The organism is Vannielia litorea (assembly GCF_018424695.1).
Taxonomy (GTDB): domain Bacteria; phylum Pseudomonadota; class Alphaproteobacteria; order Rhodobacterales; family Rhodobacteraceae; genus Vannielia; species Vannielia litorea_A.
Window position 1 is genome coordinate 1 of record NZ_QTNQ01000045.1, and the last position, 25955, is coordinate 25955.

Genomic DNA, 25955 nt, shown 5'->3' on the forward strand with positions numbered 1-25955 from the left:
GCTGGACGCGGCGCTGGTGGCCTCGGGCGTGCGCGAGGGGCCGGGGGAGGGGCTGTCGATGGGATACGCGCGGCTTGCCGCCGGGCGCACCACTGTCATCGTCGATGCCGCACGCCCGCCGCAGGGCGCGGCCTCGGCCCGGGCGCACGCCTCCACGCTCGGCTTTGAGCTGACCTCGGGCCGTCGCCCGGTGATCGTGAACTGCGGCTCGGGTGCGAGTTTTGGCGAAGGCTGGCGGCGGGCGGGGCGCGCCACCGCCTCGCACTCCACCCTCGCGGTGGAACGCTATTCCTCCTCCCGGCTGGCCACGGCGAGCGGGCAGCGCGGCGAATTTCTGGAAGACGTGCCGCGCCAGGTGAAGGTGGAGCGCACCGCCGACGATACCGGCATTCACCTGCTGGCGGGCCATGACGGCTATGGCACCACCCACGGGCTCACCCACATGCGGCGGCTCAACCTCGACCCGGCAGGCCGCCTGCTGACCGGCACCGACACGCTGCGCGCCTTCACCGAAGAGGCACGCCGCGCCTTCGATGCGGCGATGACGCGGATGCAGCTTCAGGGCGTGGCCTTCACCGCGCATTTTCACCTGCATCCGGATGTGGACGCCACGGTGGACATGGGCGGCATGGCGGTGTCGCTGGCGTTGAAGTCTGGCGAGATCTGGGTGTTTCGCCATGACGGCTCCGCCGAGCTGGCGCTGGAGCCGTCGGTTTACCTCGAACAGGGGCGGATCAAGCCCCGCGCCGCGCGGCAGATCGTCCTTTCGGCGAAATGCATGGATTATGGGCACGAGATCGGCTGGACCTTGGCGAAAGCACAGGATACCCCGCAGGCCATCCGAGATACGCTCCGCGACACCTACGACGATGACGGCGAGGATGAGGACGCGGGGCAAGGCTGACCGAGGGGGCCGATGCCGATGAGTGACCTGCAACCGATCCGCCGCGCGCTGTTTTCCGTGTCCGACAAGCAAGGGCTGGTGGAGCTGGCCGAGCTTCTGGCCCAGCGCGGCATCGAGATCCTGTCGACCGGGGGCAGCGCCGGGATGCTGCGCGAGGCGGGCATTGATGTGCGCGACGTGGCCGATGTGACCGGCTTTCCCGAGATGATGGACGGGCGGGTGAAAACGCTGCATCCGCGCGTGCATGGCGGGTTGCTGGCGCTGCGCGACAACGACGATCACGTGGCGGCGATGAGCGAACACGAGATCGAGCCGATCGACCTGCTGGTGGTCAACCTCTACCCCTTCGAGGCCACCGTGGCGAAGGGCGCGGATTATGACACCTGCATCGAGAACATCGACATTGGCGGGCCTGCGATGATCCGCGCCGCGGCGAAGAACCATGCCTTCGTGAATGTCATCACCGACGTGCAGGATTATGCCGGGCTGATCGCCGAGCTGGACGAGAACGACGGGCAGACCACCCGCGCCTTCCGCGAGCAGATGGCACAGGTGGCCTATGCCCGCACCGCCGCCTATGACGCCGCCGTGAGCACCTGGATGGCCGATGCCATCGGCCAGCCCACGCCGCGCCGCCGCGCCTTTGCCGGCACGCTGGCGGCTACCATGCGCTATGGCGAGAACCCGCATCAGAACGCGGCTTTCTACACCGACGGCAGCCACCGCCCCGGCGTTGCCACGGCGGAGCAGCATCAGGGCAAGGCGCTGAGCTACAACAACATCAACGACACGGATGCGGCCTTCGAGCTGGTCAGCGAATTCGCCGCCGAGGCGGGCCCGGCCTGCGCGATCATCAAGCACGCCAACCCCTGCGGCGTGGCCCGGGGCGAGACGCTGGAAGAGGCCTATCGCCGGGCCTTCGACTGTGACCGGACTTCGGCTTTCGGCGGGATCATCGCGCTGAACCGCACCCTGGACGGGGCCACCGCCCGGGCGATCAGCGAGATCTTCACCGAGGTGGTCATCGCGCCGATGGCCGATGACGAGGCCAAGGCCGTCTTTGCCGCCAAGAAGAACCTGCGCCTGCTGACCACCGGCGCGCTGGCCGATCCGCGCGAAGCGATGCTGACCTATCGGCAGGTCAGCGGCGGCATGCTGGTGCAGGACAAGGATGTGGGCCACATCGGCAAGGATGACCTCAAGGTGGTGACAAAGGTCCAGCCGACCGAGGCGCAGATCGACGACCTGCTGTTTGCCTGGACGGTGGGCAAGCACGTGAAATCCAACGCCATCATCTACGTGAAGGATGGCGCCACCGTGGGTGTGGGCGCGGGCCAGATGAGCCGGGTGGACAGCTCGCGCATTGCGGCCCGCAAGAGCCTTGATATGGCCGAGGCCCTGGGCCTCTCCGAGCCGCTGACCAAGGGCTCGGTGGTGGCCTCCGATGCCTTCTTCCCCTTTGCCGACGGGCTGATGGCCGCCGTTGAGGCGGGGGCGACAGCGGTGATCCAGCCGGGCGGCTCGATGCGGGACGACGAGGTGATCGCCGCCGCCGACGAGGCGGGCATTGCCATGGTCTTCACCGGCATGCGCCACTTCCGGCACTGAGCGGGCAACGGCATGCGCTGGCTCATCATCACCGCCCTTCTGGCCTTCGGGATCGACCAGCTCTCGAAGTGGTGGATCCTCGAAGTGGTCCGCCTGCCGGTGGTCCTTCAGGAAGAGGTCTGGCCGCCTTACCTGGTGTTTCGGCTGGGCTACAATGACGGGATCAACTTTGGCCTGTTCGGAGAGGGCTCGCCGATGCAGGCCTATTTCCTCATTGCCGTGGCGCTGGTGCTTTCGGCGCTGCTGCTGATCTGGGCGATGCGCAGCTTTACCCGCCCCCTCGCCTTCGCCTCTGCCGGGCTGGTGATCGGCGGGGCGCTGGCCAATGCGCTGGACCGGCTGCTGCACCCGGGCGTGGTGGACTTTCTCAACATGTCCTGCTGCGGGATCGCCAACCCCTACCTCTTCAACCTGGCTGATGTTTTCATCTTCGCGGGGGCCTTTGGCCTCATCCTGTGGACCGGAGAGAAAAAGGCGGCTGACGAGGGCGGTGAAACGCGTTAGAACGGGCAAAAGACTTGAAGGAAGGCCGAGTGGTTTCAGGGGCTGAAAAGATGGCGAAGGCAGCCGGGCGCATTGCGCTGGGGCTGGCCCTCTGTGCGCTGGTGACGGCCTGCTCGCGCGAGCCGGAGCTGATGAACATCGAGCGCGGGCAGGATACGCCCGACGAGTTCGCCATTCTGCCCAACAAGCCGATCCAGCAGCCCGAGAACTATCGTGATCTGCCGCCGCCCACCCCGGGCGCCAGCAACCGCGCCGATGCCACGCCCTTCAAGGATGCGGTGGCGGCTCTTGGCGGCAGCCCCGACAGGCTGAACCGCACCGGCCAGGTGCGCGGCGAGCCGGCGCTGATGGGCCATGTCACCCGCTTTGGCCTGACCCGCAACATCCGCGGCGTGCTGGCCGCGGAGGACTACGAGTTTCGCAAGCGCAACGATGGCCGCCTGCTGGAGCGGCTGGCCAACGTGAACGTCTACTACCGGGCCTACCGGCGCCAGTCGCTGGACCAAGAGGCCGAGTTGCAGCGCTTCCGCCGGGCCGGCGCCAAGACGCCTTCGGCCCCGCCGAGCGGCGCCTACCAGTAAACGCAGCGCCTGTCGCTCCGACAAGGACGCCCACCAGTTTTGCAGATCGCCGAGCCCGCGCTACCCTGCCGCCGGACAACTGCGGGCAGGAGCGTGCGATGGCAGGGTGGAACATCAAGTGGAGCACCATCGCCCGGATGGGAGGGAACCGGCTCGTGCGGTCGAGCTACATCTGGCTGATTGTTGTCCCGCTCTGCGTCAAGCTTCTTGCGGACATTCCCGGCACTTCGACGGTGCTCCTGTTTGACGGGCAGGTCGCCATGACGCTCGATCTGCCTTTCAGCTGGAAGGCCTTCTACGCGGCTGCCGTGCTGTTCACGCTCGCCAACTTGACCTTCCTCGCGTTCTGCCCAGCGCTGGTCCGCGAGTTCAGGGATTTCCGCGCGTTCCGGGATCGTGGGCACGGGGTCGAGTACCTGCGGGACTATCTCGACGCGCACCCCGATCATGAGCCCGATTACAAGGTCGAAAGCGTTCTGATCGAGGCGAAGAAGTTCGGCTACGATGAAGTTCGGCTACGATGCGCCCGCGCTGGCCGAGAAATCAAGCGCGCTGTTCTGGGACATTTTCTCCGCGGAAGAGGCCCGCAACCGCACGGCCTGCACGCTATGTGCAGCTCTCTACGGGGCGGGGTTGCTCCTGATTGCCTACATCTTCGGAGAAAACCTGATCTTCGTTTTGCGCCAGAGCTTTTAGGCACCGCACACCGGCCTTCACAAGCCCGTTGCCGGGCTTGCGCATAACCGCCTCATGCCTAGGGTATCTTTCGCAGAAACCGAGAGGAGCGCCGATGCACCCGATCCGCCGCGCCGGAGCCGCGCTTGCCGCCGCTTTGGCTTTCACCGCCCTCCCCGCCGCCGCTGAAGAGGTCACGACCTTCTCGCTCGAGAACGGGATGGATGTTGTGGTGATCGAGGATCACCGCGCGCCCGTGGTGGTCAACATGGTGTGGTATCGCACCGGGGCCGCCGATGAGCCGCCGGGCAAGTCGGGCATTGCGCATTTTCTTGAGCACCTGCTGTTTCAGGGCACCGACGATCTGGCGCCCGGCGAGTTCTCGCGCGTGGTGGAGGCCAATGGCGGCAGCGACAATGCCTTCACCTCCTGGGATTACACCGGCTACTTTCAGCGCGTGGCCGCCGACCGGCTGGAGCTGATGATGCAGATGGAGGCCGACCGGATGGTGGACCTTCTGATCACGCCGGAAGACGTGGCGACGGAGCTTCAGGTGATCCTCGAAGAGCGCAACCAGCGGGTGGAGAACGACCCTTCGGCCCTCTTCGGCGAGGATCGCCGCGCCGCGCAATGGATGAACCACCCCTACGGCATTCCGATCATCGGCTGGAAGCACGAGATGGAGGAGCTGACCCGGCAGGATGCGCTGGATTTCTACAAGCTTTACTACTCACCCAACAACGCCATCCTGGTGGTGGCCGGTGACGTGCAGCCCGACGAGGTGAAGCGCCTCGCCGAAACCCACTTCGGCCCCCTGCCCGCCAACCCCGCGCTAAAGCCGCGCGCCCGCCCGCAGGAGCCGCCGCAGCGCGCGCCGCGGCACCTGGACTTCGAAGATCCGCGCATTTCGCAGCCCTATGTGGTGCGCACCTACCTTGCGCCCGAGCGCGACAGTGGCGCGCAGGAGAAGGCTGCGGCGCTCACCTTTCTGGCCGAGCTGATGGGCGGATCGCCCACGCTTTCGCTGATGGGGCGGATGCTGCAATTCGAGGAGAGCGTGGCCGTCTATTCCGCCGCCTTCTACTCGGGCGACAGCCTCGATGACGGTCAGTTCGGCTTTTACGTGGTGCCGGTGCCGGGCCGCAGCCTTGAGGAGGCAGAGGCCGATATGGACCGGGTGATCGAGACCTTCCTGGAAGAAGGCGTCGACATGGAGGCCTTCGAGCGGATCAAGATGCAGCTCAGGGCCAGCGAGATCTATGCCAAGGACAACCTGCAAAGGCTGGCCCGTCGTTACGGCGAGGGGCTGACGACCGGGCTGACGGTGGAGGACATCCAGGCCTGGCCCGAGGTGTTGCAGGCGGTGACGCCCGACGACGTGATGGCCGTGGCCCGCGAGGTGCTGGACATGCGCAACTCGGTGACGGGCCATGCCACCCGCCCTGACCTGCCCACGGCGGAACCGGCGAGCGCCCCCGCCCCGGAAGCCGCGACCGAAGCCGAGGAGATTTCGCAATGAACGCGCTGAAGCGGATCGCCTGCGGGCTGATCATTGCCCTCACGCCCATGGTGGCCTGGGCGGAGGTGGAGATTGAAGAGGTCCGCTCGCCGGGCGGCGTTGAGGCCTGGCTGGTGAACGAGCCCTCCATCCCCTTCGTGGCTCTGGAGATCCGCTTCAAGGGCGGGGCCTCGCTGGATGCGCCAGGCAAGCGGGGGGCGATCAACCTGATGTCCGCGATCCTAGAAGAGGGTGCGGGAGAGATGGACGCCCGCGAATGGGCCGCGGCGCGCGACAGCCTCGCCGCCTCGATCAATTTCGACGTGCACAAGGATGCGCTGACCATCTCGGCCCGCTTCCTGACAGAGAACATGGACGAAGCCGCAGAGCTGCTGCGGCTGGCGATGGAAGAGCCGCGCTTTGACCAGGACGCGCTGGACCGGGTGCGGGCGCAGGTGCAATCCATCATCCAGTCGGATGCGAACGACCCCGACAAGATTGCCGGCAACACCTGGGACAGGCTGGCCTGGGGCGACCACCCCTATGGCTCGGACTCCAACGGCACCCAAGAGAGCGTGGCCGCGCTGACCCGGGACGACATGTTCGAGGCCAAGGCGCGGGTAATGGCGCGCGACCGGCTTTACGTGAGCGCGGTGGGCGACATCGACGCAGAGCGGCTCGCGGGGCTGCTCGACAGCCTCTTTGCGGGCCTGCCCGAGGAGGGCGCCGAACTGCCCGAGCACGTGGATTACACCCTGCCCGGCGGCCTAACCGTGGTGCCCTATGAAACGCCGCAATCGGTGGTGGCCTTCGGGCAGCGGGGCATCACCCGGGATGATCCCGATTTCTTCCCCGTCTTCATCATGATGCAGATCATGGGGGGGGGAGGCTTCAACAGCCGGTTGATGGAAGAGGTGCGTGAGAAGCGCGGGCTGACCTACGGCATCTATGCCTATGTTGCCCCGATGGATTACGCGGAGCTCATTGGCGGCAGCGTGGCCTCGGCCAATGGCCGGGTGGCGCAGGCGATCGAGGTGGTGCGCGCGGAATGGGCGAAGCTGGCGGCCGAAGGCGTGACGGCCGAAGAGCTGGAGCGGGCGAAGAAATACCTGACCGGGGCCTACCCGCTGCGGTTTGACGGCAACGCCCGCATCGCCAATATCCTTGTCGGCCTCCAGATGGAGGAGCTCGGCGTGGATTACATCGAGAACCGCAACAGCTTTGTCGAGGCGGTGACGGTGGAAGACATCAAGCGCGTCGCCGCCGAGCTGATCGACCCGGAGGGCCTGCATTTCGTTGTGGTCGGCGCGCCGGAAGGGCTGGAGGAGACGGCGGGGAACTGAGGGGCGGCTCTTCGCCGCCTTCGGAGCCTCATCGCCGGGGCGAAGACGCCTCGAAGGGCGGATGAGCAGGCCACGGTTGACCGCGAAGCGGCTCCGCGGTACGCCCCGGCCTCTCATCACCAAGGGAGGCTTCATGGCCCGCCGCAAGGGACGCGACATTTCCGGCTGGATCATCCTCGACAAGCCCGCCGGCCCCACCAGCACCGCCTGCGTGAACAAGCTGCGCTGGGCGTATCAAGCGAAGAAGGCCGGCCACGCCGGCACGCTCGACCCTGCGGCCACCGGGCTGCTGGCGATCGCCTTCGGCGAGGCGACCAAATGCGTGCCCTACATCACCGATGCCGACAAGTGCTACGGCTTCACCGTGCGGCTGGGCGCGGCGACCAACACCGATGATGCCGAGGGCGAGGTGATCGCCACCGCCGAGGCGCGGCCAACGGATGACGAGATCCGCGCCGCGCTGGCGGCGTTCACCGGCGAGATCATGCAGGTGCCACCCAAGTTCTCTGCCGTGAAGATCGACGGCGAGCGCGCCTATGCGCTGGCGCGCGACGGCGAGGATTTCGAGGTGCAGGCCCGGCCGCTCTGGGTGGAGAGCCTCGACCTTGTGGCGCGGCCCAATGCCGACACCGTGGAGCTGCGGATGGTGTGCGGCAAGGGCGGTTACGTGCGCTCCATCGCGCGCGACCTCGGCGAGGCGCTCGGATGCCTTGGCCACGTCCTGGACCTGCGGCGCGAGTGGTCGGGCCCGTTTGATCTTGAGGGTGCTGTGACGCTGGAGCAGGTGGAAGCGCTGGCGCGCACGCCCGAGTTGGATGCGCTGTTGGTGCCTCTCGAGGCCGGGCTGGGAGATGTGCCGCGTGTCATGGTGAACGAGGCGGCGGCCACGCGGGTCGCCCATGGCAACCCGGCGCCGGTGATCGCCTCGGACGCGGAGTTTGGCGAAGAGTGCTGGGCTGCGCATCAGGGCCGGGCCATTGCGCTGGGGCGCTACATGGGCGGGGAGTTTCACCCCGCGCGGGTGCTGAACCGATGAGGCCGGGGCAGCTCCTCGGGGGCCTTCGCCCCCTCCTCGCAGCTGCGATGAGGACCGCAAGGGCCGAAGAGCTGCCTGGCGGGCGGGCTCATCCACGGCTTTGCCGTCTCTTCGACCCCGCGCGCCCCGCTGCGAGGACGTCTCGTAGGACGGACGAGCAGGCGTGATCACCCGCACGCACACCAAGGGCGACGCGCCCTCCACCGCCGTCTATTCCGACTGCGAGCGCTACCGCTACCTGCTGACCCGCACCTGGGCGCCGCAGGGCGAGAAGGCGCTGTTCATCATGCTCAACCCCTCCACTGCAACCGAGGTGCAGAACGACCCGACAGTGGAACGCTGCGAGCGGCGCGCCCGCACGCTGGGCTTCGGCAGCTTCCGGGTGACCAACATCTTTGCCTGGCGCGACACGGACCCGAAGGCGATGCGCGCGGCCCCCGACCCGGTGGGGCCGGAGAACGACGTGGCGATCCTCGAGAGCTGCGGCTGGGCCGACCGGATCATCTGTGCCTGGGGCAGCCACGGCGAACACCTGGACCGCGGCCGGGCAGTGGAGGCGCTGCTGCGGCAGGGCGGCTGGCCGCTCTATCACCTCGGGCTCACCAAGCACGGCCAGCCCAAGCACCCGCTCTACATCGCCTATACCGAGCAGCCGAGGCCGTGGGTCACGGGTTGATGGTGAGCGCCGAGGCGAGGGCATCCGGCCCGTCGGCGCACTCGACCTGAACCACCGGGCGCCCACCGAGGTTGACCTGAAGGTAGCCGTCGACGGTCGGCAGCATCACCACATCGGTCGGCTCCCGGCCGTCATAGGCCACCGAAAGGCGCTCGGCCCCGGGGCGGAAGCCCTGCACCCTCGGGATCGGCCATTGCCGGGTGACAGTAAGCTGGATGTGGCGCGGAACGTCGGTGACAACGATCACATCGCCCGTGACGATCGGCAGGATCAGGCGGCCCTCGTCATCGTAGCGGTCGCCACCGGCCTCCCTGTCATCGTCTGGCGTGGGATCTGACGTGCCAGGTTCCTCGGACACCGCCGGGTCGGGCGCGTCTTCGGGGCGCTCTTGCGCATCGGCGGCACCGGTCGCGGCTGTGGCGGTGGCGTGCGGCGGGCCTTCTGACACCGTCCCGTCCGGAGAGGTCTCCTTCGTTGCCGTGCCACCATCGGGGCGCGGCGCTTCCGCCTTGGCTTCAGGGTCCGCCGCTGAGACGGCCTCCGGGAGCGCGCTGGGCGTCCCTTTCATACGCCCGGCCTCTTCCTCGGCGCGGACACGGGCGAGTTCGGCGCGGACCGCTGCAATCTCGAGCGGCTCGTCGTCGCGCAGCTCCACGACCGCGTCGGCCTCTTCCAGAGTGTCCGTCCGGGCCGAGGCGCGAAGCTCTGCCCGCCGGCGCGCGCGCATGCGCAGCCACAGCGCAGAAAACGCCAGGGCGATGAGAAGAAAGACCAGTGGAACGAGCCAATCGTCAACCATGGAAGGATCATCCCCCGGTGGCCTCATTCTGACCAGAGCGACTGCGTCAAACGCATAGAGTTTGTTGCAGAATCTAGGCACCTTTTCCGGCGCGTTAAGAGTTTGAGCGCCCCCCAGTGCTATGTTCCGCGCCGCGACATGCGCGCCCGCTCGCTTGGGCCGGGGGCCGCGAGGGATGCACTTGTGGGGTAAATCGGAATGTTCTTGCTGTTTGGGATCATGGGCGCGGTGCTCGTCGGCTCTGCCGTTGTGGGCGTGGTCGGCGGCGGGGAGGATGTTGAGGAGGACGCCGCCGTATTCGACGAGAGTGGCGAGAGCACGTCGGCCGGCTCCATCCTCGACCCCACGGCGGAAGACGCGGTGCTGGGGGAGGCTGGCACGCTGGAGCCGACGGAACCCGATGCGGGCAGCACCCAGACCGGCACCATCGGTGCGGACCTGCTCGATGGCGGCGCGGGCGATGACATCTTGCAGGGGTACGAGGGCGATGACCGGATCGAAGCCTATGAAGGCGATGACGTGGCCTTCGGGAACGATGGCAACGATGAAATTGACGGGGGCGACGGGGCCGACACGCTGGAGGGCGGCGCGGGAGACGACCTGCTGGAAGGCGGCGACGGGGCCGATGCGCTTTGGGGCGGCAGCGGGAATGACGTGCTCGCAGGCGATGACGACATCACCGTGGATTGGCTGAACGGCGGGGCGGGCAACGATGTGCTGCTCCTGGGCGATGGCGACGTGGCCACCGGCGGCGACGGGGCAGACCTGTTCCGGCTCGGCCCGGACGTCGTCGAGGAGACGGTGGCGGAGATCATGGATTTCGAGGCAGGCGAAGACAGCCTTGCGCTGCTGTGGGATGACAGCCTGGGCGGCGCGGCGCCCGAGATCACCCTCGGCGAGATCGAAAGCGATCTGGTGGAGGTCTACGCCGACGGCGAGCTGATCGGGCTCGTCCACGGCGGGGCGAGCCTTTCGCCCGCCGACATACAGCTTGTGCCGATGTCGCTTGCCTCCACGGCGTGAGCCGCGCCGTTCTGACGGGTTTTCAAACGCTCCTTTTCGGCTAGGGTCAGCCCATGAGTGACCCGGACCCGCATCTATCCGCCAAGGCGGCCAGTGCCGCCGCCGCCGTGGAGGCCGAAGCCGATCATGACGCCACGCGCTCTGACCTGCAGCGCGAGATCGTGGCGCTGCGGGAGGAGGTGGCCAAGCTCAATGACCACAAGTTCCTGCGGGTGTACGCACAGTTCTGGCGGCTGCTTGCCTTTCAACTGCTGCGCGGCATGGCCTTTGGCCTCGGGTCCGTGGTGGGCGCGACGGTGCTGGTTTCGATCCTGGCCTACCTGCTGAGTCAGGTCGATTTCATCCCGATCCTCGCCGAATGGGCCGCCGAGCTGGATGTGGAGTTTGGCCAGGAGCAGACCGAGGCCGCAACCGAGCAGCGGGTGGAAGAGCAGCTGCCGCCTCCCGAGGATAGCAATGCCACCGCGCCGGACAACCCGCCCCAGGCCGAGCCCGGCGAGATCCCCCCGGCAAACGCGGACTAAGGGGCCACGGGCACGCAAGCGCGCGCAGGCACACGAATCGCCTTCCCATCTGCCCGGGCTTGCCCTATACGCCCCCTCTGTCGACCGGGAACGCCCGGGCGGCACACTCCATGGACCCTGCTGGACGACATCCCGGCTTGCGCCCGCACACACCAAACCAAAGGAGACCCCGATGTCGATCACTGCTGAAGACAAGGCCCGCGTCATCAAGGAATACGGCACCAAGGACGGCGACACAGGTTCGCCCGAAGTCCAGGTGGCCATCCTGACCTCGCGGATCAGCACCCTCACCGAGCACTTCAAGACCCACAAGAAGGACAACCACGGCCGCCGTGGCCTTCTGAAGCTCGTGGCCCAGCGCCGCAAGCTGCTCGACTATCTCAAGAACAAGGACGAGGCCCGTTACCGGGACCTCATCGGCAAGCTCGGCATCCGCCGCTAAGACGGACCGCCAGGGACAAGCGAAGGGGTGGCCTCAGGGCTGCCCCTTTTTCGTTCTGCCAAGGCACCGGGGGGAGTTCTGCCGCCCGACCGTTCGTTTGGCCGGGGCTGCCGGGCACCACGGCGCTGCCTGCCTGTGGGGAGGCTCGATGGCGGGAGATCCTCGGGCCAGGCCCGAGGATGACCTGCGGCGCAGGACGGCGCGCCTGAACCGTCCGGACGTGGCGTTCCGGTTGACCGGGCCGGGCGCGCGCCGCCACACTCCGCGCCGAGGAGAGCCATCATGCTTGCTGCGCTGCGCATCATCCTACACATGGGCGGGTTGCACCGGCTTGCGCCGTTCTGGCTGGTCGGGATGGGGCTGATGGCCTTCGACTTCGCCTGGTGGATGCTCGGGGCTCTGGCCTACGGCGTGGTGATCCAGTGGTTCAACGAATACCTCATCCACCGTTTCATTTACCATCGCGCGCCGCCGAGCGCGCAGAGCCCGTTCAACGCGCTGTACCGCAGCCACATAGGGCATCACGAGTTTCCGCAGGACGAAGAGTTCTTCACCGGCGACGACCATTGGTTTCCGCTGCGCTTTGCCGCCGGGAGCTTTGCCGCCCATCTGCTGGTGCTCTGGCCGGTTGTCGGCCTGTGGACGGCGCTGGAGTTTGCCTGGGTCGCGCTCTTCGTCGGCTCCGCCTCGGCCTTTGCCTTTTACGAATACTGCCACACGTTGGCGCATCTGAACGTGCCGAAGGGCCGGTTTGGCCAATGGGTCACGCGCGAGCATATGGCGCATCACTACCAGGATCACCACGCCACCTTTCACGTCACGGCCGGGATGGGCTGGATCGACCGGCTCTTCGGCACTGCGCATGACCCGGCGCAGGCGCGGGCCCGCTATGACCGGCGTACCATGATGAGCCTGGGCATGGATCCGGACGATCTGCGGCTTGTCACGGCGCGCAAAGCCTACGGGGTGAAGAAGACCCCGCGCCACATGGCCTGAGCGCTGCGCGCCACATCTTTCGGTTGCAGCGATTAATCTATGACATTCCCGACGCACCTTCTTGGGCGTGAAAGGTCGGAAAAGCGCTCAAATCCGTGGGGTTAGACATAAATCCAATGGCCCCTTCCGAAGGGTGCTGCTAACGCTTCATTTCTAATTGCAGCCCCGGAGGCCATGACTGATGGCGAACCTGCCCGAGTTTCCAACATCCGAGCCCGAAGGCCATGCCGCCGAACTCGGGCGGCGTGAACGCCTGGCCGACGTGGAGCGGACGGGGCTGATGGATAGCGTGCCGGAAGAGGTTTATGACCGGGCGGTGCGGCTGGCCCGGCAGATCACCGGCGCGCCGGTGGGGCTGCTGTCGCTGGTCGATGACCACCGCCAGTTTTTCAAGGCGCAGTCGGGGCTGGAGGAGGCCGGGGTTGACCAGCGGGAGACGCCGCTGAGCCATTCGTTCTGCCAATACGTTGTGTCCTCCCGCACCTCTCTGGCGGTTGTCGATGCGCGCACCCATCCGCTGCTGGCTGGCAATGGCGCGGTGCGCGATCTGGGTGTGGTGGCCTACCTCGGGGTGCCGGTACATGGGCCTGACGGTGAGGTGCTGGGCTCCTTCTGTGCCATCGATTCCGAAGCGCACGAGTGGTCGGAAGGGCAGATGAAGGCGCTGGAGGATATCGCCGGAATCGTCGAAAGCGAAATTCGCCTGCATCAGGCGCTGGCCGAGCGGCAGCTTCTGGTGCAGGAGCTGAACCACCGGGTGAAAAACCTTTTCACGGTTGTCTCCGGCATGGTGCGGCTGAGCCATTCCAACGGTGAGTCGGCGGCGGAGCTGGAGGCGCGTCTGCACGCGCTGGCCAACGCGCACAACCTGCTGGCCCCGGCGATCCAGGCCGGGCAGCCGGTGGGCGACCGGATTTCGCTGCATGACCTTCTGACCACCCTTCTCACCCCCTATGGCAGCGAGCACCTCGCAAGCCTTGAGGGCCCCAGCGTAGTGCTTGGCCCGCGCGCGAGCACCTCGCTGGCGCTCGCCCTGCACGAGCTGGCAACGAACGCAGCCAAGTATGGCGCCCTTGCCGCCGCCGGGGGCCGGCTGGGCGTGCACTGGGCGGTTGAGGGCAACATGCTGACCCTGCATTGGGAAGAAACCGGCCGCACCGCCGAAGAGGCGGGCCACCCCGCCGGCTTTGGCACGCGGCTGGTGTCCATGGCGATCGAGGGCCAGCTCGACGGCACCCTGAGCACCGATCTGCGCCCGGAAGGGATGACCCGGCGGATCACCCTGCCGAGAGAGCGGCTGGCGGAGTGAGGCCGCCGCCGGCGCACGAACTTTGGTCGAAAATTCGCGACTGGAGTCAGACGAGCCGCCGCACCGGGCCCGGGTTGCAGATGACGATGAACTGCCCGCCTGCCTCGAAGAGGTGAAACCCGCGCTAGCGGACCTCCGCGACGAAGCGTTCGTGGCCGATCTCATGCTCGACCCAGGCCTCCGACCGGCGCACTACCGCGCCCCGCTCCACCCCGCGGGCAGGGAAGACATGCGAGATCCAGGCCTCGTGACGCGGATGCGCGGGAAGGCTCATCGCTCCACACGACCGCAAATTGGTTAACAGTCCATCAACCATGATGTCAGAGAGCTTTCCATCTGCGCGACTTTGCTGTATGGCCCGCCCATCTGAGACGTTGCGCCAAGGCCCCGGCGCTCGATGGAATAGATGAAAGGGGCCGGCGGCAATGGGGCCGCCACTCAAACGGGAGACCCGGGATACGCCCGGGAGTGCTCCTCTACAGGAAACGAACATGTTCAAAACTACGACGAAAAGCATGGAGTGGGGCGAAGAGACCCTCACTCTCGAAACGGGCCGTGTGGCTCGCCAGGCCGATGGTTCTGTGATCGCCACGCTGGGCGAAACCTCTGTCATGGCCAACGTGACCTTCGCCAAGACGCAGAAGGAAGGGCAGGATTTCTTCCCGCTCACCGTGCACTACAACGAGAAATACTACGCTGCCGGTAAAGTCCCCGGTGGCTTCTTCAAGCGTGAAGGTCGTCCGACCGAGAAAGAGACGCTGACCTCGCGCCTGATCGACCGCCCGATCCGCCCGCTGTTTGTCCCCGGCTTCAAGAACGAAGTTCTGGTGATCTGCACCGTGCTTTCCCACGATCTGGTCAACGACCCCGACATCGTGGCGATGATCGCGGCCTCCGCCGCGCTCACCATCTCCGGCGCCCCCTTCATGGGCCCGATTGCCGCCGCCCGCGTTGGCTTCGAAGATGGCGAATATGTGCTGAACCCCGAGGTTCAGGACATGGACCAGCTGCGTCTGAACCCCGACCAGCGCCTCGATCTTGTGGTCGCCGGCACCAAGGACGCGGTGATGATGGTCGAGTCGGAGGCCTACGAGCTTTCCGAGGACGAGATGCTGGGTGCCGTGACCTTCGCGCATGAGCAGATCCAACCCGTGATCGACCTCATCATTTCGCTGGCCGAAGAAGCCGCGAAAGAGCCGTTCGACTACCAGCCGCCGGATTACTCCGAGCTTTCCGCTGCCGTGAAGGCCGCCGGTGAGGACGACATGCGCGCTGCCTACGCGATCCTCGACAAGCAGGAGCGCACCGCTGCCGTGGCCGCCGCCAAGGAGAAGATCCTCGCCGCGCTGAGCGACGAGCAGAAGGCCGACGCCAACCTCGGCTCCGCGCTGAAGAAGCTGGAAAGCTCCATCCTGCGCGGTGACGTGGTGAAGAACGGCAAGCGGATCGATGGTCGTTCCACCACCGATGTGCGCTCGATCGACTCGCAGGTGGGCGTTCTGCCCCGGACCCACGGTTCGGCGTTGTTCACCCGTGGCGAGACCCAGGCGCTGGCCGTGACCACCCTGGGCACCGGCGACGACGAGCAGATCATCGACGCGCTGCACGCCAACTACCGCAGCAACTTCATGCTGCATTACAACTTCCCGCCCTACTCGGTGGGTGAGGTTGGCCGCTTTGGCTTTACCGGGCGCCGCGAGATCGGCCACGGCAAGCTGGCATGGCGTGCGCTTCAGGCAGTGCTGCCCGCGCCGACCGACTTCCCCTATACCATTCGCGTGGTCTCCGAGATCACCGAATCCAACGGCTCGTCCTCGATGGCTTCCGTCTGCGGCGGTTCGCTTTCGATGATGGACGCCGGTGTGCCGCTGAAGGCCCCGGTGGCCGGTGTGGCCATGGGCCTGGTGCTGGAAGAAGACGGTGACTACGCCATCCTGACCGACATCCTGGGCGACGAGGATCACCTCGGCGACATGGACTTCAAGGTGGCCGGCACGGAAGAGGGCATCACCTCGCTCCAGATGGACATCAAGGTTGCGGGCATCACGCCCGAGATCATGAAGACCGCCCTGGCCCAGGCCAAGGACGCGCGGATGCACATCCTCGGCGAAATGTCCAAGGCCCTGACCGCCGGGCGCACCGAGTTCTCGGCGCACGCCCCGCGGATCGAAACCATGAACGTGCCCACCGACAAGATCCGTGAAGTGATCGGCTCGGGCGGCAAGGTGATCCGCGAGATCGTCGAGGTTTCGGGTGCCAAGGTCGACATCAACGACGATGGCGTCATCAAGATCGCCTCGCCGAATGCCGAGTGCATCGAGAAGGCCCGCGAGATGATCCACTCGATCGTCGCCGAGCCGGAAGAGGGCAAGATCTACAACGGCAAGGTCGTGAAGATCGTCGACTTCGGCGCCTTCGTGAACTTCTTCGGCAAGCGCGACGGCCTCGTGCACGTCAGCCAGATCGCCAACAAGCGCCTGAACCACCCCAGCGACATGCTGACGGAAGGCCAGGACGTGAAGGTGAAGCTGCTGGGCTTCGATGACCGCGGCAAGGTGCGCCTCTCCATGAAGGTCGTGGACCAGGAGACCGGCGAAGAGGTGAAGAAGGAAGAAGCCGCCGAGTAAGGCGCTCTTTCAGCGAGACAAAATAGGGCCCGGGGGAAACCTCGGGCCCTTTTGCATCGGGTTCATGCCTTAATGAACCGGGGTGGACGATCATGGGCGATGACCACTGCCGTCAACTGGCCGGTGGCGTAGGCGCCGGTGTCGATGGCGATGCGGCCCGGGTGCACTTCGGGGGTGTCGCGGATGTAGTGGCCGTGGACGATCCAGTTGCCGTCGGTGCGGGGGGTGGAGAAGAACTCGGGGTGGCCCATGGTGAGTGCGGTCTTCTGGGCGTTTAGCGGGCGCGCCGGGTCGGCCCCGGCGTGGGTGACGGCGACATTGCCGCTTTGCCAGTAGCGCGGCAGGCCCTTGAGCCAGGCCAGCAACCCCTCGGCCTCCAACAACTCGGCCAGCGCCGCCTGCGCCGCCTCCAGCCCCGGGCCGCCGGTTTCCGACACCTCGGCCCCGATCCCGAAGCTCGCAAGGGTTTGCAGCCCGCCGAAAGCCAGCCAGCGGGGATATTTACCACCGGCGAAGTCGAGCATCATCTCTTCGTGGTTGCCACGCAGGCAGGTGGCGCGGCCCTCCGCGCAGAGCGCCTTTAGCCGCCAGAGCACCGCCGCAGAGGCTTCGCCGCGATCCACGTAATCGCCCACGAAGACGAGGGGCAGGCCGGGAGCATCTGCGTCGAGCTTTGCCAGCAGGCGGGCGAGGAGATCATCCCGCCCGTGGATGTCTCCCACCGCCACGAAGGGGGCTTCGGGCGCGGGCGGGCCGCCGGAAAACTCCACGGCGGCGGCTGCACCGCTTCGGGTGAAAAGCTTGTTCAGGCCGAGCATGTCTATCGGCTGATGACCTGGCAGCTCTCGGCCTTCACAAGCTTGCGGCTTTCGCGCTGGGTTGCGCCCTTCACCACCCGACCACGACCGGGTTCGGCGACGGTGGTCTTGGAGGAGGAGACCAGCTCTGTCAGCTGGCACTTGCCGCCTTGCAGCGCGACTTTCATCCGGAAGCCGGCCTCGGTGACCTGCTTGCTGCCCTCGGCGGTGGTGAGCACGCGGTTGACCCCCATGCTGGCCGTGAGTCCGCTGTTCGACAGCTGGTAGCGCGCCGTTGTCACCTGGTTGGCCTTGTAGTCCACCGGGATGCCCGGCGGCAGGCGCACGCGGGAGCCGTCGCTGCACCGCTCGGTGCGGCTCTTGGCGGCGTAGGTGCAGCTCTTGGTCGTGCGGCTGGACCGGCCCTCGAACACCAGCGCTGCGGCGGAGCCATCGGCTCCGCGCTTGGCGCCGATCTCGAAGGTCTTGCAGTTGGACTTGACGGTTTCGATGGCCAGAAGCCGCCCGAACTGGTTGACGTCATAGATGGTGCGGCAGGTGTCGTTGGAGCGGCCGAACCCACGGGAGAGCACCTGTTTCTCGGTGAAGGTGATGCGCAGCTTCAGGTCAGCTTGCGCCGTGGTGGCGGGGAGGCTGGCAAGCAGCGCGGTGGCAAGGATCCATCTCAGCATCGTTTATCCCCTCGATTTCCCCGGACCCGGCTCAGTTGCAATAGGTCCGCCCATTGTAGGTTGCACAATTGCGCCCGCCGCCACCACCCCCACCGGAGGCCTTGGGCTTTGACGCCTTGGCCTGCCGAACGCGGCAGGTGCCCCGGGTATCCAGGTACTGGCCGGAGGGGCAGGTTTTGAGCTCGCAGCGGTTTTCCACCTTTACCTCGCGCACCGAGCAGACCAGCGGGCAGGTGCCCTCGGGCATCTTTTGCAACAGTCCTGCGAGGGTGATGGACAGCTCCATCTCGGCGATATCGGGCACTGCATCGCGTAGCCGGTCCATCGCCCGCTCCGAGTTGCGGCCCCAGTCGCCATCGACCGGACCTGCATCACAGCCCAGGCGGTTGAGCTCCTCCTGGAGGGTGAAGTACATGTCTTCCTTCTCCTCCTCCTCGATCGGCATGAAGACGGTGGCCGGGATGGCCACGCGGACGATGGGCACCCCATCGTCCCCCCATGTGACCTGGATATCCTCGCCGACGATCCCGGCGGTATCCACGCCCTCCTGTTCGACGTCCTCGGGCTCATCGATCACCAGTGCGGCGCCACCATCGGCGGCGGTCCCCGCCTCCTGTGCGGAGGAGGGGTGCAAGAGGGTCAGCATCGACCCGAACGCGAGGACAAGCGCGACGAAAATCCGCCGGTATGAGTTCGTCATTCAATCCATTTGCACCGGGCCCGAGGGTGGCCCGCCGCACCTTTCGCAGGAGAGCGTAACAAAAAAGCCCCGTTCACTCCAACGGGGCTTTCTCACAGTTACGGGAAGTTGCACCGCAACCTCACGGCAGGCCTCAGCCCGGGTTCTTGGCGAAGCGCAGGTAGGGCAGTTTCTTGTCGAGCGCGCCGTATTTCTCTTCGGCGGCGGCGTCATCGAGCGCGAGCGCCACGATCACATCCTGCCCGGTTTCCCAGTTGGCGGGCGTGGCCAGCGGCTGCTCGTAGGTGCGCTGGAGGCCGTCGAGCGCGCGCAGCACCTCGGCGAAGTTGCGGCCCACCGACATCGGGTAGGTCATCATCAGCTGCACCTTCTTGTTGGGCGCGATGATGAAGACCGAGCGCACGGTGGCGCTGTCGGCCGGGGTGCGGCCATCGGGCAGGTAGGCGTCGGCGGGGAGCATGTCGAAGGCCTTGGAGAAGGTCAGCTCGGTATCGGCCACGATGGGAAAGCCCGCCTTGGCACCACCGAAGCTTTCAATGTCACCCTTCCATTTCTTGTGATCTTCCGCCCCGTCGACGGAAACGCCAAGCACCTTGGTGCCGCGCTTTTCCCACTCGTCGGCAAGCTGGGCGACTGCGCCGAACTCGGTGGTGCAGACCGGGGTGAAGTCTTTCGGGTGGGAGAAAATGACCGCCCAGCTGTCACCGATCCAGTCGTGCAGCGTGAGCTCGCCGAGGTCGGTCGGGAAGGTGAGGTTCGGGACGGTATCGTTGATGCGCAAGGCCATGGTGTCCTCCTGACGTTTGGTCTTGTGGCATAGATACATTCAGCTTCCCGAATTGGAAGGGGCCGACGGGGTCGGAAAGGAGGGCGTTTTGACGCTGCCGCGACATTGGGAACGCGTGTTTCGGTGCCGGGCGGCGCGCAGCACGGGGGTTTTGCGGCGACGATCAACCCATGGGCGAAAACCCGCCGAGCCGGTTGCCTCGGCTGCCACTCATCACAGGTTTGAGAGGACGGACTTCACAAAAACAGGGAGAGAGACATGAAACCAGTCATCGCGGGGGCGCTGGCCCTTTCGCTTGTCGCCGCGCCGGGGGTGGCGCAGGAAGCGGCGATCTTCTCGGGCGACGACCGGATTCATCCGGTCTACGCGCAGAACGGCATGGTCTCGGCGCAGGAGGCGGTGGCCGCGCAGGTTGGGCTCGAAATCTTGCAGGCTGGCGGCAATGCGGTGGATGCGGGCGTGGCCGTGGCCTTCGCGCTGGCCGTCACCCTGCCGCGCGCGGGCAACCTCGGCGGCGGCGGCTTCATGATCGTGCATGACGCCGAGAGTGGTGAGACCAAGGCGATTGATTACCGCGAGATGGCGCCTGCCTCGGCGGATCGGGATATGTTCCTCGATGCCGAGGGCAATGCCGACAGCAATCTGAGCCGCTTCACCGGGCTGGCGACCGGGGTGCCGGGCACGGTTGCGGGCATGCAGATGGCGCTGGACGAGTATGGCACCATGACGCTGGCCGAGGTGGTGCAGCCCGCGCTGGAGCTGGCCCGTGACGGGATCGACGTGACGCCGGGCCTCGCCGACAGCCTCAAGGGGCTGGAGGGCCGGTTGAAGAAGTGGCCCGCCTCCGAGACCATTTTCTACAAGGAGGATGGCAGCTTCTACGAGCCCGGCGAGCGGCTGGTGCAGGCCGATCTGGCGGCGACGCTTCAGAAGATTGCCGACGAGGGGCCAGCAGGCTTCTACGAGGGTGAAGTGGCCGAGGCGATCAGCAAGGCGGTGACCGATGCTGGCGGACGGATCACCGTTGAGGACATGGCCAATTACAAGGCCGTGCTGCGCGAGCCGGTGACGGGCACCTACCGCGGCTACGAGATCGTTTCGATGCCGCCGCCCTCCTCCGGCGGGGCGCATATCGTGCAGATCCTGAACGTGCTGGAAGAGTATCCGGTGGGCTTTCTCGGCCACAATTCGGCGGAGACGATCCACCTGATGTCCGAAGCGATGAAGCGCGCCTATGCCGACCGCTCCGAGTATCTGGGCGACAGCGACTACGTGGATGTGCCGCTGGCCGAGATCACCTCGAAGGACTACGCCGCCGGGATCCGCGAAGGGATCAGCCGCAACGTGGCCACCCCTTCGAGCACGATCAAGCCGGGCGATCTGGCCCCCTACGAGAGCAACGAAACCACCCATTTCTCGATCGTCGACAAGGACGGCAACGCGGTGTCGAACACCTATACCATCAACTTCAGCTACGGTTCGGGCATGGTGGCCGATGGCACCGGCGTGCTGATGAACAACGAGATGGACGACTTCGCCGCCAAGCCGGGCGTGCCCAATGCCTACGGGCTGATCGGCGGGGATGCCAACGCGGTGGAGGGCGGCAAGCGCCCGCTGTCGTCGATGAGCCCGACGCTGGTGATGAAGGATGGCGAGGTGTTCATGGTCACCGGTTCGCCCGGCGGCTCGCGCATCATCACCACCACGCTCCAGGTCATCATGAACGTGATCGACCACGGCATGAATATCGCCGAGGCCAGCACCGCGCCGCGCATCCACCACCAGTGGCTGCCTGACGAGATCCGCATCGAAGAGGGGATCAGCCCCGATACCATCGCGATTCTCGAACAGAAGGGTCACACGGTGAGCCGCAAGTCGGTGATGGGCTCGACCCAGTCGATCATGGTCGACAAGGAGAGCGGCCTGCTCTTCGGCGCCTCCGACCCGCGCCGGGTGGACGCGGCGACCGTGGGCTACTGAACTGACGGGCCCGCCGGCCATGGTCGGCGGGCTTGCTCTTCCCTCCAGTATATGTTGATCTCAACTCTTCTGAAGCGGAGAGAGCCATGAAAGAAAGTCAGCTAAAGGTCTGGGGCTATGACTGGGTGCCCGATTTCGCCAAGGGTCAGGTTCGGGATTTTCGCCTGCGCTGGGCGCTGATCGAGGCAGGGCTATCGTATGACGTGGATCATGTTGCCATGGGCACGCAGGGCAAGCCCGAGCATCTCGCCCGCCAGCCCTTCGGGCAGGTGCCGGTGTTGGAGGTCGACGGCGCGCCGATGTTTGAGAGCGGCGCGATCGTCTGGCGGATCGCGGAGCAGAGCGACGTGCTTTTGCCGCCAGAGGTGGACCGTTACGCCGCGCTGAGCTGGGTCTTTGCCGCGCTCAACTCGGTCGAGCCGCTGACCGGCGTTGTCGGCACCGTCCAGACCTTCGTGGAAGACCGTGAGGCCGCCGAACGCGTGGCCCCCACCCTGCGGGCGATGGCGGGCAAGAAGCTGAAGCGGCTGGCCGGAGCGCTGGGGGAGAAAGACTATCTGCTGGGAGACAGCTTCTGCGTGGCCGACCTGATGATGGCCTCGGTGCTGCACGGGCTCGACGGGCTTGCGTTGATCGAGGATTTCCCGACGCTGGTGGCCTACCGCGACCGGTGCCTGTCGCGCCCGGCCTATCAAAAGGCCATGGGCGACCAGATCGCGGAGATCGAGAGCAACGCGGCGAAATACGCGCGGTAGACGCCGGGGCGGCGGGCTAGGGTTCGGCGGTGGGCGCGCTGCCGATGAGCCCGCCTGTCAGGTCATGGAGGTGGCCTTCAAGCGGCCCCATCGCCAGCGTAACGGAAAGCGCCAGCAGCGCTCCCAGCATGGCTACGCCATCCCCGCGGGGCGCGCCGCGGCCCAGCCTGTCGACCAGTCGCGCCGTCAGGACGAAGCCCGCGACCGCCGCAACACCGCAGGCAAGCCCCCAGAGCCAGAGGTTCGCCCCGGGCAGCCAACGGCCCAGCATGAGGGCCAAGAGCCCCGCCGCATAGCCGAGGATGAAGCCGAGCGGCAGGGTCAGCACCCAGCCCAGCACCACCCCTGCCGGGCTGCCCGCCGGGGTGGGAGTGGTGGCGATGAGGCGGGCAAATACGATGGGCGCCTCGATCAACAGGCCTTCGGGCGGCAGGCTGCCATCAAGCACCCCGTCGCCCCTGGCCTTCAGCCCGACGCGCCGTCCATCAGCGGCGCGCACCGTCAGCAGCACCTCGCCCGCCTTCACGGCCCCGCCGGGCGTGGCATGGGCCTCGTCGACCGTGAGCGGATAGGCCAGGCTCACGGGTGTCTTCAACTCCATCATGGCCTCCTAGAACGGTGCCTTCGCCCGAAAACTCACGCCTTTGCCGCCGTCCGGGTGGAGCACGCGAAGCATCTCGGCATGGAGCATGAGGCGGGGGAAGTCCAGTGCCGGGCCTGTCGCATAGAACGGATCACCCAGGATCGGGTGGCCGATTTCGCGCATATGCACCCGCAGCTGGTGGCTTCGTCCGGTTTCGGGCATGAGCCGAACCCGGCTCTCCCCGCCCGTCGCCTTGAGGCGCTTCCAGCGGGTCAGTGCGGGCTTGCCGTTTTCATGGTCCACCATCTGGCGCGGGCGATTGGGCCAGTCGACGATGAGCGGCAGGTTCACCTCGCCCTCGGGGTCGGCCATCTCGCCCCAGACTCGGGCCACGTACTGCTTTTTCGTGCGCCGGCGCTCGAATTGCAGGCCGAGGTGGCGTTGGGCGTGGGGGGTCATGGCAAAAACCATCACCCCAGATGTGTCACGGTCCAGCCGGTGCACCAATAGCGCCTCGGGGAAGGCGGCCTGCACGCGGGTGAGCAGGCAATCGGCGAGATGTGCGCCCTTGCCGGGCACGGAGAGCAGGCCCGAGGGCTTGTTGACGGCCAGCAGATCCTGATCGTGGTGGAGCACGTCGAGCGGCGTGTCGGGCGGGCTGTAGCTGTCACTCATGCCTGCCGCAGCCCGTCGGCGATCTCGTAGTAGTCGCCCTTGGAGGCCGTATGGATGTGCTTCTCCAACCGCAATCCGGTCGGGCCTTCGAGCGCACCAAGCGAGAATCCCATGTCGCCTGAACCGAGGCGCTGCCAGAACAGGCCGGAGCCGCAGACCGGGCAGAAGCCGCGCCGGGCCGTCTCGCTCGCGTGATACCAGCGCACCTCGCCTTCGATCACGATCTCGCTTTCCGGCACCTCGGCATCAGCCATGAAGTGCCCCGACTGCTTGCGGCATTGCGTGCAATGGCAGGCCACCGCCTCATCGGGCGTGCCCGTAACGGTGAAGCGCACCGCGCCGCAGTTGCATCGGCCGGAGAGGCTCACCGCTGCTCCACCCCGTCGGCAATGTCATAGTAGTCGCCCTTGTCGGCGGTGAAGATGTGCTTTTGCAGGGTCAGGCCGGTGGGGCCATCGATGGCGCCGAGGGCAAAGCTGGTGGTGCCTTCCGCATTGTGCTTCCAGAAGAGGAAGCTGCCGCAGGTAGGGCAGAAGCCGCGCTTGGCGGTCTCGGAGGAGACATACCACTGGGGTTCGCCTTGAATCGTCAGCTCCGCGTCCTTCACATAGGCCGAGGACCAGAGGTGCCCCGACATTCGGCGGCATTGCCCGCAATGGCAGACCGACACCCCCTGCGGTTCGCCCGTCGCCTCGAAGCGGATCGCGCCACAGAGGCAGCTTCCCTTCAGGCTCATCGCCAGTGCCCTCCGTTGCCGAAAGCGGCCTCGAGCACCCGCGCCAGACCCTCGGCATCGGCCTGGGTGAAGGCGGCGGGCCGGTCGCTGTCGATATCCAGCACGCCGATCAGCCGGCCGGAGGCGCCGCGCACCGGCAGCACGATTTCCGAGCGGGTGGAGGAGGAGCATGCGATATGGCCAGGGAAGGTCTCGACATCATCGACAAGCTGGACCTCGCCCGTGGCGGCGCAGGTGCCGCAGACGCCTTTTCCGAAAGGGATGACAAGACAGCCGTGGCCGCCCTGATAGGGGCCGATCTTCAGCATCCCCGGCGCCGTGACGCGGTAAAAGCCGGTCCAGTCAAACCGGTCGTCGGCGTGGTGAATCTCGCAGGCGAGCGTGGCCATGAGCGCCACCTCGTCGGTTTCGTTCTCTGTGAGGCTTTCGACCACCTTCACAAGTGCGGCGTAATCCACCTCAGGCACGTTCAATCGCGATGGCCGTGCCCTCGCCTCCCCCGATGCAGATGGCGGCCACGCCGCGCTTGAGGTCGCGCTTTTCCAGCGCGTTGAGGAGGGTGACGATGATCCGCGCGCCGGAGGCCCCGATGGGGTGGCCGAGGGCGCAGGCCCCGCCGTTGACGTTGATCTTGCTCCGCGCCACGCCCATCTCGCGCATGAAGGCCATCGGCACCACAGCGAAGGCCTCGTTCACCTCCCAGAGGTCGACATCCTCCACGCCCCAGCCGAGGCGCTTCAGCAGCTTCTGCGCGGCGGGCACGGGCGCGGTGGTAAACCAGCCGGGGGCCTGCGCATGGGAGGCATGGCCGAGGATATGGGCGCGGATCGGCAGGCCCGAATTCTCGCCCGCCAGCACCAGCGCCGCCGCCCCGTCGGAGATGGAAGAGCTGTTGGCCGCCGTCACCGTGCCGCCCTCGCGGAAAGCAGGCTTCAAGGTGGGGATCTTCTCGGGGCGGGCGTTGCCGGGCTGCTCATCTTCACCCACCAACGTCTCACCTTTCCGGCCTTTTGCAGTGACCGGGGTGATCTCACCCTCGAAGCGGCCTTCCTTCTGGGCGGCCAGCGCGTTTTCGAGCGAGCCGAGGGCGTAGTCGTCCTGCGCCTGCCGGGTGAACTGGAACTTCTCGGCGCAATCCTCGGCGAAGGTGCCCATGAGGCGGCCCTTGTCATAGGCGTCTTCGAGGCCGTCGAGGAACATATGGTCGATCACCTGCTGGTGGCCGATCCGGGCACCGCCGCGCATCTTGGGCAGGAGATAGGGTGCGCCCGTCATGCTCTCCATCCCGCCAGCGATCACCACGTCGGCCCCACCGCCAGCGATGGTGTCGAACCCGGCCATCGCGGCCTTCATGCCCGAGCCGCACATCTTGTTGAGCGTGGTGGCGGGCAGATCCTCGCCCAGCCCTGCGGCGAAACCTGCCTGCCGTGCCGGGGCCTGGCCCTGCCCTGCGGGCAGCACGCAGCCCATCAGCAGCTCGTCGGCCGCCTCGGCGCCAGCCTGCGCCATCGCAGCGCGGATCGCCGCACCTCCGAGTGCGGCGGCGCTGACATCGGCGAAAACGCCTTGAAAGCCGCCCATCGGCGTCCGCGACGCCCCAGCAATTCCGACCCGTGCCATCTCTCACTCCCGCAATCTATCTGCATCGTGCATACCGAATGGTAAGGTTTGGCGTCTAGGCCTGAGGCACCCTCAACTGCCACGG

29 protein-coding genes are annotated in these 25955 nt (G+C 66.6%); 17 read left to right on the top strand and 12 right to left on the bottom strand.

All coding sequences use genetic code 11. From position 1 onward, the window contains the following. The 9 genes from DYI42_RS14810 to DYI42_RS14850 form a co-directional block, all read left to right on the top strand. Positions 1-904 (top strand): heparinase II/III family protein (locus DYI42_RS14810; protein ID WP_213546770.1); only part of this gene is annotated, 904 nt, incomplete at its 5' end. A gap of 18 nt (positions 905-922) precedes the next feature. Beyond that, positions 923-2512, top strand: a complete 1590-nt coding sequence (purH, locus tag DYI42_RS14815) for a bifunctional phosphoribosylaminoimidazolecarboxamide formyltransferase/IMP cyclohydrolase (RefSeq protein WP_213546771.1) — start codon at positions 923-925, stop codon at positions 2510-2512. Between the two features lie 12 nt (positions 2513-2524). Beyond that, complete coding sequence (gene lspA, locus DYI42_RS14820) at positions 2525-3016, top strand: signal peptidase II (RefSeq protein ID WP_213546772.1); 492 nt, start codon at positions 2525-2527, stop codon at positions 3014-3016. 50 nt (positions 3017-3066) lie between these two features. Continuing rightward, positions 3067-3597 (top strand): DUF3035 domain-containing protein, encoded by a 531-nt coding sequence (locus DYI42_RS14825; RefSeq protein WP_213546773.1) that lies wholly within the window; start codon positions 3067-3069, stop codon positions 3595-3597. 98 nt (positions 3598-3695) lie between these two features. Beyond that, positions 3696-4340 (top strand): hypothetical protein, encoded by a 645-nt coding sequence (locus tag DYI42_RS14830; RefSeq protein WP_213546774.1) that lies wholly within the window; start codon positions 3696-3698, stop codon positions 4338-4340. A 47-nt stretch (positions 4341-4387) separates the two neighbouring features. Continuing rightward, positions 4388-5791 (top strand): M16 family metallopeptidase, encoded by a 1404-nt coding sequence (locus tag DYI42_RS14835; protein ID WP_213546775.1) that lies wholly within the window; start codon positions 4388-4390, stop codon positions 5789-5791. After that, entirely contained in the window at positions 5788-7113 is a 1326-nt protein-coding gene (locus tag DYI42_RS14840; protein WP_213546776.1) for a M16 family metallopeptidase, read from the top strand. Before DYI42_RS14835 ends, DYI42_RS14840 begins: the two co-directional genes overlap by 4 nt. 133 nt (positions 7114-7246) lie before the next feature. Continuing rightward, positions 7247-8149 carry a tRNA pseudouridine(55) synthase TruB gene (gene truB, locus DYI42_RS14845; protein ID WP_213546777.1) on the top strand — a complete coding sequence of 301 codons (903 nt, stop codon included), beginning with the start codon at positions 7247-7249 and terminating at the stop codon, positions 8147-8149. A gap of 163 nt (positions 8150-8312) precedes the next feature. Next, positions 8313-8825 (top strand): DUF1643 domain-containing protein, encoded by a 513-nt coding sequence (locus DYI42_RS14850; RefSeq protein ID WP_213546778.1) that lies wholly within the window; start codon positions 8313-8315, stop codon positions 8823-8825. On the opposite strand, the gene DYI42_RS14855 is transcribed toward DYI42_RS14850, so the two are convergent. Then, complete coding sequence (locus DYI42_RS14855; RefSeq protein ID WP_213546779.1) at positions 8815-9624, bottom strand: hypothetical protein; 810 nt, start codon at positions 9622-9624, stop codon at positions 8815-8817. The two genes, DYI42_RS14850 and DYI42_RS14855, sit on opposite strands and share 11 nt — an antisense overlap. Before the next feature lie 198 nt (positions 9625-9822). Here DYI42_RS14855 and DYI42_RS14860 point away from each other — a divergent pair, with 198 nt between their 5' ends. The 5 genes from DYI42_RS14860 to DYI42_RS14880 all read left to right on the top strand — a co-directional run bounded on the left by DYI42_RS14860 (position 9823) and on the right by DYI42_RS14880 (position 13918). Then, positions 9823-10647: a calcium-binding protein gene (locus DYI42_RS14860; RefSeq protein ID WP_213546780.1), complete on the top strand. Its 825-nt coding sequence runs from the start codon at positions 9823-9825 to the stop codon at positions 10645-10647. Positions 10648-10700: 53 nt separating this feature from the next. Continuing rightward, positions 10701-11171 (top strand): DUF5665 domain-containing protein, encoded by a 471-nt coding sequence (locus DYI42_RS14865; RefSeq protein ID WP_213546781.1) that lies wholly within the window; start codon positions 10701-10703, stop codon positions 11169-11171. Positions 11172-11343: 172 nt separating this feature from the next. Then, positions 11344-11613 (top strand): 30S ribosomal protein S15, encoded by a 270-nt coding sequence (gene rpsO / locus DYI42_RS14870; RefSeq protein WP_213546782.1) that lies wholly within the window; start codon positions 11344-11346, stop codon positions 11611-11613. Positions 11614-11895: 282 nt separating this feature from the next. Then, positions 11896-12609, top strand: coding sequence for a sterol desaturase family protein (locus DYI42_RS14875; RefSeq protein ID WP_213546783.1), 714 nt, complete (start codon positions 11896-11898; stop codon positions 12607-12609). Between the two features lie 181 nt (positions 12610-12790). Continuing rightward, positions 12791-13918 (top strand): GAF domain-containing protein, encoded by a 1128-nt coding sequence (locus tag DYI42_RS14880; protein ID WP_213546784.1) that lies wholly within the window; start codon positions 12791-12793, stop codon positions 13916-13918. A 124-nt stretch (positions 13919-14042) separates the two neighbouring features. Here DYI42_RS14880 and DYI42_RS14885 read toward each other — a convergent pair whose 3' ends face one another. Continuing rightward, on the bottom strand, positions 14043-14192 hold the full coding sequence (locus DYI42_RS14885; protein ID WP_244867946.1) for a hypothetical protein: 150 nt from the start codon (positions 14190-14192) through the stop codon (positions 14043-14045). A 217-nt stretch (positions 14193-14409) separates the two neighbouring features. Here DYI42_RS14885 and pnp point away from each other — a divergent pair, with 217 nt between their 5' ends. Continuing rightward, a complete protein-coding gene (gene pnp, locus DYI42_RS14890) occupies positions 14410-16545 on the top strand; it encodes a polyribonucleotide nucleotidyltransferase (RefSeq protein WP_213546785.1) in 2136 nt (711 codons plus the stop codon). A gap of 62 nt (positions 16546-16607) precedes the next feature. Here pnp and DYI42_RS14895 read toward each other — a convergent pair whose 3' ends face one another. The 4 genes from DYI42_RS14895 to DYI42_RS14910 form a co-directional block, all read right to left on the bottom strand. Continuing rightward, positions 16608-17363 (bottom strand): metallophosphoesterase, encoded by a 756-nt coding sequence (locus tag DYI42_RS14895; RefSeq protein ID WP_213546786.1) that lies wholly within the window; start codon positions 17361-17363, stop codon positions 16608-16610. Positions 17364-17365: 2 nt separating this feature from the next. Further along, positions 17366-18034 carry a hypothetical protein gene (locus DYI42_RS14900; protein ID WP_213546787.1) on the bottom strand — a complete coding sequence of 223 codons (669 nt, stop codon included), beginning with the start codon at positions 18032-18034 and terminating at the stop codon, positions 17366-17368. A 31-nt stretch (positions 18035-18065) separates the two neighbouring features. Next, positions 18066-18734 carry a peptidoglycan-binding domain-containing protein gene (locus DYI42_RS14905; protein WP_213546788.1) on the bottom strand — a complete coding sequence of 223 codons (669 nt, stop codon included), beginning with the start codon at positions 18732-18734 and terminating at the stop codon, positions 18066-18068. 133 nt (positions 18735-18867) lie between these two features. Next, positions 18868-19521 (bottom strand): redoxin domain-containing protein, encoded by a 654-nt coding sequence (locus DYI42_RS14910; RefSeq protein ID WP_213546789.1) that lies wholly within the window; start codon positions 19519-19521, stop codon positions 18868-18870. Positions 19522-19779: 258 nt separating this feature from the next. Between DYI42_RS14910 and ggt the strand changes: the two genes are divergently transcribed. Further along, positions 19780-21501, top strand: a complete 1722-nt coding sequence (gene ggt, locus DYI42_RS14915; protein WP_213546790.1) for a gamma-glutamyltransferase — start codon at positions 19780-19782, stop codon at positions 21499-21501. A gap of 86 nt (positions 21502-21587) precedes the next feature. Beyond that, positions 21588-22256 carry a glutathione S-transferase family protein gene (locus DYI42_RS14920; protein WP_213546791.1) on the top strand — a complete coding sequence of 223 codons (669 nt, stop codon included), beginning with the start codon at positions 21588-21590 and terminating at the stop codon, positions 22254-22256. 16 nt (positions 22257-22272) lie between these two features. Here the strand turns inward: DYI42_RS14920 and DYI42_RS14925 are convergent, their stop codons facing one another. The 6 genes from DYI42_RS14925 to DYI42_RS14950 are packed head-to-tail and all read right to left on the bottom strand — an operon-like array spanning position 22273 to position 25870. Beyond that, positions 22273-22857, bottom strand: coding sequence for a hypothetical protein (locus tag DYI42_RS14925; RefSeq protein ID WP_213546792.1), 585 nt, complete (start codon positions 22855-22857; stop codon positions 22273-22275). Between the two features lie 9 nt (positions 22858-22866). After that, on the bottom strand, positions 22867-23514 hold the full coding sequence (locus DYI42_RS14930; RefSeq protein ID WP_213546793.1) for an RluA family pseudouridine synthase: 648 nt from the start codon (positions 23512-23514) through the stop codon (positions 22867-22869). After that, a complete protein-coding gene (locus DYI42_RS14935) occupies positions 23511-23882 on the bottom strand; it encodes a GFA family protein (protein WP_213546794.1) in 372 nt (123 codons plus the stop codon). The genes DYI42_RS14930 and DYI42_RS14935 overlap by 4 nt, the downstream gene beginning before the upstream one ends. After that, positions 23879-24250 (bottom strand): GFA family protein, encoded by a 372-nt coding sequence (locus tag DYI42_RS14940; protein ID WP_213546795.1) that lies wholly within the window; start codon positions 24248-24250, stop codon positions 23879-23881. The genes DYI42_RS14935 and DYI42_RS14940 overlap by 4 nt, the downstream gene beginning before the upstream one ends. Further along, positions 24247-24723: a GAF domain-containing protein gene (locus tag DYI42_RS14945; protein ID WP_244867947.1), complete on the bottom strand. Its 477-nt coding sequence runs from the start codon at positions 24721-24723 to the stop codon at positions 24247-24249. Before DYI42_RS14945 ends, DYI42_RS14940 begins: the two co-directional genes overlap by 4 nt. Then, positions 24710-25870 (bottom strand): acetyl-CoA C-acyltransferase, encoded by a 1161-nt coding sequence (locus tag DYI42_RS14950; protein ID WP_213546796.1) that lies wholly within the window; start codon positions 25868-25870, stop codon positions 24710-24712. The genes DYI42_RS14945 and DYI42_RS14950 overlap by 14 nt, the downstream gene beginning before the upstream one ends. Positions 25871-25955 lie beyond the last annotated feature (85 nt).

What these genes read in the sequence shown, in the direction of transcription:
- purH (WP_213546771.1), top strand. Translation starts at nt 923, where the DNA reads ATGAGTGACCTGCAACCGATCCGCCGCGCGCTGTTTTCCGTGTCCGAC.
- lspA (WP_213546772.1), top strand. Translation starts at nt 2,525, where the DNA reads ATGCGCTGGCTCATCATCACCGCCCTTCTGGCCTTCGGGATCGACCAG.
- DYI42_RS14825 (WP_213546773.1), top strand. Translation starts at nt 3,067, where the DNA reads ATGGCGAAGGCAGCCGGGCGCATTGCGCTGGGGCTGGCCCTCTGTGCG.
- DYI42_RS14830 (WP_213546774.1), top strand. Translation starts at nt 3,696, where the DNA reads ATGGCAGGGTGGAACATCAAGTGGAGCACCATCGCCCGGATGGGAGGG.
- DYI42_RS14835 (WP_213546775.1), top strand. Translation starts at nt 4,388, where the DNA reads ATGCACCCGATCCGCCGCGCCGGAGCCGCGCTTGCCGCCGCTTTGGCT.
- DYI42_RS14840 (WP_213546776.1), top strand. Translation starts at nt 5,788, where the DNA reads ATGAACGCGCTGAAGCGGATCGCCTGCGGGCTGATCATTGCCCTCACG.
- truB (WP_213546777.1), top strand. Translation starts at nt 7,247, where the DNA reads ATGGCCCGCCGCAAGGGACGCGACATTTCCGGCTGGATCATCCTCGAC.
- DYI42_RS14855 (WP_213546779.1), bottom strand. Translation starts at nt 9,624, where the DNA reads ATGGTTGACGATTGGCTCGTTCCACTGGTCTTTCTTCTCATCGCCCTG.
- DYI42_RS14860 (WP_213546780.1), top strand. Translation starts at nt 9,823, where the DNA reads ATGTTCTTGCTGTTTGGGATCATGGGCGCGGTGCTCGTCGGCTCTGCC.
- DYI42_RS14865 (WP_213546781.1), top strand. Translation starts at nt 10,701, where the DNA reads ATGAGTGACCCGGACCCGCATCTATCCGCCAAGGCGGCCAGTGCCGCC.
- rpsO (WP_213546782.1), top strand. Translation starts at nt 11,344, where the DNA reads ATGTCGATCACTGCTGAAGACAAGGCCCGCGTCATCAAGGAATACGGC.
- DYI42_RS14875 (WP_213546783.1), top strand. Translation starts at nt 11,896, where the DNA reads ATGCTTGCTGCGCTGCGCATCATCCTACACATGGGCGGGTTGCACCGG.
- DYI42_RS14880 (WP_213546784.1), top strand. Translation starts at nt 12,791, where the DNA reads ATGGCGAACCTGCCCGAGTTTCCAACATCCGAGCCCGAAGGCCATGCC.
- DYI42_RS14885 (WP_244867946.1), bottom strand. Translation starts at nt 14,192, where the DNA reads ATGAGCCTTCCCGCGCATCCGCGTCACGAGGCCTGGATCTCGCATGTC.
- pnp (WP_213546785.1), top strand. Translation starts at nt 14,410, where the DNA reads ATGTTCAAAACTACGACGAAAAGCATGGAGTGGGGCGAAGAGACCCTC.
- DYI42_RS14895 (WP_213546786.1), bottom strand. Translation starts at nt 17,363, where the DNA reads ATGCTCGGCCTGAACAAGCTTTTCACCCGAAGCGGTGCAGCCGCCGCC.
- DYI42_RS14900 (WP_213546787.1), bottom strand. Translation starts at nt 18,034, where the DNA reads ATGCTGAGATGGATCCTTGCCACCGCGCTGCTTGCCAGCCTCCCCGCC.
- DYI42_RS14905 (WP_213546788.1), bottom strand. Translation starts at nt 18,734, where the DNA reads ATGACGAACTCATACCGGCGGATTTTCGTCGCGCTTGTCCTCGCGTTC.
- DYI42_RS14910 (WP_213546789.1), bottom strand. Translation starts at nt 19,521, where the DNA reads ATGGCCTTGCGCATCAACGATACCGTCCCGAACCTCACCTTCCCGACC.
- ggt (WP_213546790.1), top strand. Translation starts at nt 19,780, where the DNA reads ATGAAACCAGTCATCGCGGGGGCGCTGGCCCTTTCGCTTGTCGCCGCG.
- DYI42_RS14920 (WP_213546791.1), top strand. Translation starts at nt 21,588, where the DNA reads ATGAAAGAAAGTCAGCTAAAGGTCTGGGGCTATGACTGGGTGCCCGAT.
- DYI42_RS14925 (WP_213546792.1), bottom strand. Translation starts at nt 22,857, where the DNA reads ATGGAGTTGAAGACACCCGTGAGCCTGGCCTATCCGCTCACGGTCGAC.
- DYI42_RS14930 (WP_213546793.1), bottom strand. Translation starts at nt 23,514, where the DNA reads ATGAGTGACAGCTACAGCCCGCCCGACACGCCGCTCGACGTGCTCCAC.
- DYI42_RS14940 (WP_213546795.1), bottom strand. Translation starts at nt 24,250, where the DNA reads ATGAGCCTGAAGGGAAGCTGCCTCTGTGGCGCGATCCGCTTCGAGGCG.
- DYI42_RS14950 (WP_213546796.1), bottom strand. Translation starts at nt 25,870, where the DNA reads ATGGCACGGGTCGGAATTGCTGGGGCGTCGCGGACGCCGATGGGCGGC.